Source organism: Thauera linaloolentis 47Lol = DSM 12138 (assembly GCF_000310205.1).
Classification (GTDB): domain Bacteria; phylum Pseudomonadota; class Gammaproteobacteria; order Burkholderiales; family Rhodocyclaceae; genus Thauera; species Thauera linaloolentis.
In genome coordinates, this window is sequence record NZ_AMXE01000138.1 from 1 (window position 1) to 5,348 (window position 5,348).

General features: G+C 69.7%; 6 protein-coding genes. 5 read left to right on the forward strand and 1 reads right to left on the reverse strand.

Features of this window, described 5'->3' with window-relative positions; translation table 11 throughout:
* The 4 genes from C666_RS18415 to C666_RS18430 form a co-directional block, all read left to right on the forward strand.
* Positions 1-476, forward strand: a 476-nt coding sequence (locus C666_RS18415; protein WP_004347801.1) for a helix-turn-helix domain-containing protein, incomplete at its 5' end; no start/stop codon positions are given.
* A gap of 146 nt (positions 477-622) precedes the next feature.
* Positions 623-1,777, forward strand: coding sequence for a glycerate kinase (locus C666_RS18420; protein WP_004347803.1), 1,155 nt, complete (start codon positions 623-625; stop codon positions 1,775-1,777).
* A 32-nt stretch (positions 1,778-1,809) separates the two neighbouring features.
* Entirely contained in the window at positions 1,810-2,748 is a 939-nt protein-coding gene (locus tag C666_RS18425; protein ID WP_004347805.1) for an AEC family transporter, read from the forward strand.
* Between the two features lie 91 nt (positions 2,749-2,839).
* On the forward strand, positions 2,840-3,790 hold the full coding sequence (locus C666_RS18430; protein WP_004347807.1) for an AEC family transporter: 951 nt from the start codon (positions 2,840-2,842) through the stop codon (positions 3,788-3,790).
* Positions 3,791-3,833: 43 nt separating this feature from the next.
* Here the strand turns inward: C666_RS18430 and C666_RS18435 are convergent, their stop codons facing one another.
* Positions 3,834-4,355: a hypothetical protein gene (locus tag C666_RS18435; RefSeq protein ID WP_004347809.1), complete on the reverse strand. Its 522-nt coding sequence runs from the start codon at positions 4,353-4,355 to the stop codon at positions 3,834-3,836.
* A gap of 141 nt (positions 4,356-4,496) precedes the next feature.
* On the opposite strand from C666_RS18435, the gene C666_RS18440 reads away from it, so the two are divergent.
* On the forward strand, positions 4,497-5,348 hold an 852-nt coding region (locus C666_RS18440; protein WP_004347810.1), incomplete at its 3' end, for a glycoside hydrolase family 19 protein.

Genomic DNA, 5,348 nt, shown 5'->3' on the forward strand with positions numbered 1-5,348 from the left:
TGCGCGCGCGGGCCGGGGCCCTGCTCGCCCGCCTGCAGCGCGAAGGCCAGGCACCGCCGCGCCTGGCGCTCGGCGGTGTGTTTCCGGGCCGGGCCGGCCTGGAGCGCTCCTACCAGTCGGCCCGCGCGCTGCTGCGCCTCGGCCACCGGCGTGGTGCAACGCCTACGCTGCATTGCTATGCGGACCAGACGCTCGCGGTACTGCTGGCGGGCCTGGGGGAAGGTTGGCAGGCGGACGAGCTGCGCCAGCCGCTGGCGAGGCTGGCGCAGCACGACCGCGACGGCCTGCTGCGGCAGACGCTCGTGGCCTGGTTCGCGCACGACATGAAATCGGCCGCGGCGGCGCGTGCGCTGCACGTGCATCGCAATACGCTCGATTATCGCCTGCGCCGGGCGGGAGAGCTGAGCGGGTTGGATCTGGCGCGTCTTGATGACTGCCTGCTGTTGTACATCGCGCTGCAGATCGATCTGTCCTGACATTGTGAGAATGCACAAATAATCTTTATTTTTTTAATATTTTTTGTGCTCGTGAACGAAGACGGCGACGCGCTTCCGGTCCTAAGCTATGTCTGCCGTGCACGCCCCGCGGCACGCGCATCGTCCACCGCCTGGAGCCTTCCGCCATGAAAAAAATCGTTATCGCCCCCGATTCCTACAAGGAAAGCCTGTCCGCGCTGGAGGTCGCGCGGGCGGTCGAGGCTGGCTTCCGCGCCGTCTTCCCGCAGGCCGAGTACGTGCTCGTGCCGGTTGCCGACGGCGGCGAAGGCACGGTCGAGGCGATGGTCGCCGCCACCGGCGGGCGCAGGCTGGACGTGGCCGTCAGCGGCCCGCTGGGCGACAGCGTGCCGGCTTTCTACGGCCTCACCGGCGACGGTGCCACCGCGGTGATCGAGATGGCGGCCGCCAGCGGCCTGATGCTGGTGCCGCCGGCGCAGCGCGATCCGCTGCGCACCACGTCGCGCGGCACCGGCGAGCTGATCCGCGCCGCGCTCGACGCGGGCGCGCGGCATTTCATCCTCGGCATCGGCGGCAGCGCGACCAACGATGGCGGCGCCGGCATGGTGCAGGCGCTGGGCGCGCGGCTGCTGGATGCCGATGGCCGCGAACTGCCGCCCGGCGGCGGCGCGCTGGGCGAATTGGCGCGCATCGACGTCTCGGCGCTCGACCCGCGCCTGGCGGCGTGCCGCATCGAGGTCGCGTGCGATGTGGACAACCCGCTCACCGGCCCGCGCGGCGCGTCGGCGGTGTTCGGCCCGCAGAAGGGCGCGACGGCGGCGGGCGTGCGCATCCTCGACGACAACCTCGCCCGTTTCGCCCGTATCGTCGAGCGCGACCTCGGCGTGGCCGTGGATAGGGTGCCGGGCGCCGGCGCGGCGGGCGGCATGGGCGCGGCGATGCTGGCCTTCTTCGGCGCGGAGCTGAAGCCCGGCATCGAGATCGTCACCGCCGCGGTCGAGCTCGATCGCCATGTGCGCGACGCCGATCTCGTTGTCACCGGCGAGGGCCGCATCGATTTCCAGACCATCCATGGCAAGACGCCGATCGGCGTCGCCCGCGTGGCCAAGCGCCACGGCAAGCCGGTGATCGGCATCGCCGGCTCGCTCGGCGAGAACGTCGGCGTCGTTCATGAGCATGGCATCGACGCGGTGTTCAGCGTGCTCCACCGGCCCTGCTCGCTGGAAGAGGCGCTGCGCGACGCGGCGGCGAACGTCGAGCTGACCGCGCGCAACGTGGCGGCCGGCCTGCGCATCGGAATGGTCGCCGTTGCGCTACGATGAGCGCCCCCTGAGTTTTCTCGCAAGAAGCCGCCTTGGTCGACATCATCTTCGGCATCGTCCTGCCGGTTTTCGGCACGCTCGGCCTTGGCTACGCCGCGGCGCGCTGCGGCGTGTTCGACGAGGCGGCCAATCGCGGGCTGTCCTTGTTCGTGTTCAATTTCGCCCTGCCGCTGATGCTGTTCCGCGCCATCGCCCAGGCCGAACTGCCGGACACCATGCCCTGGGGCTACCTGCTGTCGTACTACATCGGCGCGTTCGTGGTGTTCGGGCTGGCCATGGCGGCGGGGCGCACGCTGTTCGCGCGCCGGCTGGACGAGCAGGCCGTGATGGGCATCGGCGCCGGCTTTTCCAACACCGCCATGCTCGGCATTCCGCTGGTGATGACGGCCTATGGCCCTTCGGCGGCCCTGCCGCTGTTCGTGATGATCGCCTGCCACAGCTTGCTGATCCTGCCGCCGACCACGGTCCTGATCGAAGCCGCGCGCGGCGGTAGGCAGTCGACGATGGCGACCGTGCTGAACCTGGGCAAGAGCGTGCTGGCCACGCCCATCATCTGGGGGCTGAGCTGCGGGCTGGCGTTCGCGCTGTCGGGCCTGAAGGTTCCGGGCCCGATCGATGCCGTGGCCGGTGGACTGGGCGCCGCGGCCACGCCTTGCGCGCTGTTCGCGCTCGGCGCCTCGCTGACCCGCTACAGCCTGGGCGGCAACCTGCGCGAACCGGCGGTGCTGGTGGCGCTGAAGACGCTGGTGCATCCGCTGCTTGTGTGGCTGCTCGCCACCTTCGTGTTCGACGTGCCGCCGCTGTGGGTGGCGACCGGCGTGCTGCTGGCGGCCCTGCCGGCCGGTGTCACGCCCTACCTCTTCGCCCAGCGCTACGGCCTGTGCCAGTCGTCGATCGCGTCGGCGGTATTCCTGTCCACCCTGATGTCGGTCGTCACCTTGTCGGTGCTGCTGTTCCTGCTGCGGCCCTGACGCCATGCGCCGCGCCCGGATTGCCGTGGCGGCGGCGGGTGCGTAGCATGCTGCAACCGTTGTTGCGCAGCAGCATGAACCTGGCCGGCCGATGTCCGATTTTCTCGCAATCCTGAATTTTTCCTTTTCGGTCACCGGGCCGATCTTCGTGCTGCTCGGCCTCGGCATCCTGCTGCGCCGCACCGGCATGCTCACCGACGGCTTCATCGACGGCGGTTCGCGGCTGGTCTTCACTATCGCCCTGCCCACGCTGCTTTTCGTCAGCATCGCCGGCACGCGCATCTCGGAGTCGGCCAGCGCCGGCATGATCGCCTATGGCCTGGGCGCGACACTGGCGCTCTACCTCGTGCTGGAATGGGTGGCGCAGTTCATCGTGCGGCCCGAGCGCGACCGTGGCGTGGTGGTGCAGGGAGCGTTCCGCTCCAACTTCGGCACCATCGGCCTGGCCTACTGCGCCAATGCCTATGGCGACGCCGGCTTGGCCGCCGCCTCGCTGTATGTCGGCCTGGTGACGATCCTGGTCAACATTCTCGGCGTCATCACCCTGAGTCGTTCGCTGCACCGCAGCCAGGGCATCGGCAGGATCGTGCGCGGCATCGCCACCAACCCGCTCATCATCGGCATCCTGCTCGCGCTTCCGTTTTCGGCGCTGGACATCCGCCTGCCGGCGCTGGCGCTACGGTCGGCGCAGTACATCGCCGACATGACCTTGCCGCTCGCCCTGCTGTGCACCGGCGCCTCGCTGGACTTCCGCAGCCTGCGCTCGGAGATGGTGAGCACGGCGCTGGCCGCGCTGGGCAAGCTGTTGCTGGTGCCCGTGGCGCTGACGCTGGGCGCGGCGGCACTGGGCTTCCGCGGCATGGAACTCGGCATCCTGATGCTGATGGCGTCGTCGCCGTCCGCCGCCGCCGGCTATGTCATGGTGCGTGCGATGGGCGGAAACGCAACGCTGGCGGCGAACATCATCGCACTGACGACGCTCGGTTCGCTGCTGACGACCAGCGCGGGCGTCATGCTGCTGCGCAGTGGCGGGCTGATCTAGGCAGCACCGCGAGGGATGGGCCGTTCCGGCCCGGCGGTGGCTTTCAGTCTTCGTCGAAGCGCTGGCAGGCGAGCGCTGCGACGGTGGGCCGGCTGGCTGCGCTGGTGTAGTACAGCGAGCCGGTGGCGTGTGCGTTCTGCCATGTCTCGTGCAGCACCAGCGAGCCGCGCAGGCCTTCCAGTTCGAGCGCGCCGGGCCGCAGCACGCCGAAATCCACGATGCGCAACACACCATCGGCATCGGTGGCGCTGCGGATGGCGACGGTGTCGAGGCCGGCCAGATCGGGCGACACGTCGCTGCGGCCCGCGGGAAAGCGGGCCGTTTCGGGCTGGCCGGGGGCGGACCACAGGAACTCGGGCGTGACGATCTCCAGGCTGGAGACGCGCGGGCCGCCGCCGCTTTCCGCCGCGCCCTCCTCCACGCTCAGCACGGCGCGCGTACGCTCGGCGTCGTCCAGGTCGGTGCAGATGATCAGGGTCTGCGCCGCCGTGGCGTGGCCGGCGCAAAGCAGCATAGCGCAGGCGGTGAGCGCCGCGATCGGGCGGGGTGGCGGGCGCTTCGGCATCGTCCGGCTCCAGGGGCATGGGACGATGCATTATGCCCGTCGTGCAGGGTACGGATGCTGTCTGGCTTGAATTGCGCCCCGCGCTGGACTTAAGTGAAAGCGCACGAACGCCGTGGCGCGCGCTTTCAGGGGGGATCCAGCATGTTGATCACACGCGAAGTGCTTACCCGCATGGGCGCGACGAGCGCCAATTCCGACCGCTACGTGGATGCGCTCAATACGGAGATGGCCGCGCATGGCATCGACACGGTGCCGCGCATCGCGCACTTCCTGGCCCAGTTGATGCACGAGTCCGGCTGTCTGCGTTTGACGGTGGAGAACCTCAACTATTCCGCCGATGGCTTGCTGAAGATTTTTCCGCGCCATTTCGGCGCGCGCCCGGACGCCGAGGCCTATGCGGGCAAGCCCGAAAGGATCGCCAGCCGGGTGTATGGCGGGCGCATGGGCAATGGGCCCGAGGCGAGCGGCGAGGGCTGGCGCTACCGGGGCCGCGGCCTGATCCAGTTGACCGGCAAGGACAATTACCGCGCCTTCGCGCGCTGGTGCGGCGAGGACGTGGCGGCCGAACCGGACCGCGTTGCCGGCGATCTGGCGGTGCAATCGGCGGTGTTCTTCTGGCAGCGCAACGACCTCAACGCGCTGGCCGACGTCGATGACCTGAAAGCGGTGACGCGCCGCATCAACGGCGGGCTGAACGGCTTCGCCGATCGCCGCGAACTGCTGGAGAAGGCCCGCCGCGCGCTGCGCGAGCTCGGTCTCGCGGGCACTTTCGCGCCGGCGACGACGCCTTGCGTGCCCAGCCACCGTGTCGTTCCGCTGCAACTCAACCTGCGCTCCGCGCCGCAGGTGTCGCCGGCGAGCCTGCTTGCGTCGCTGGTGCAGGGCACCGAGGTCGAGCTGCGCGGCCCGGCCACGGCCGCCGGCTGGGTGCATGTGCGCGTGCTGCTCAATGGCGCCGTGCGCGAAGGGGTGGTGGCCGAGCGCTACCTGGAA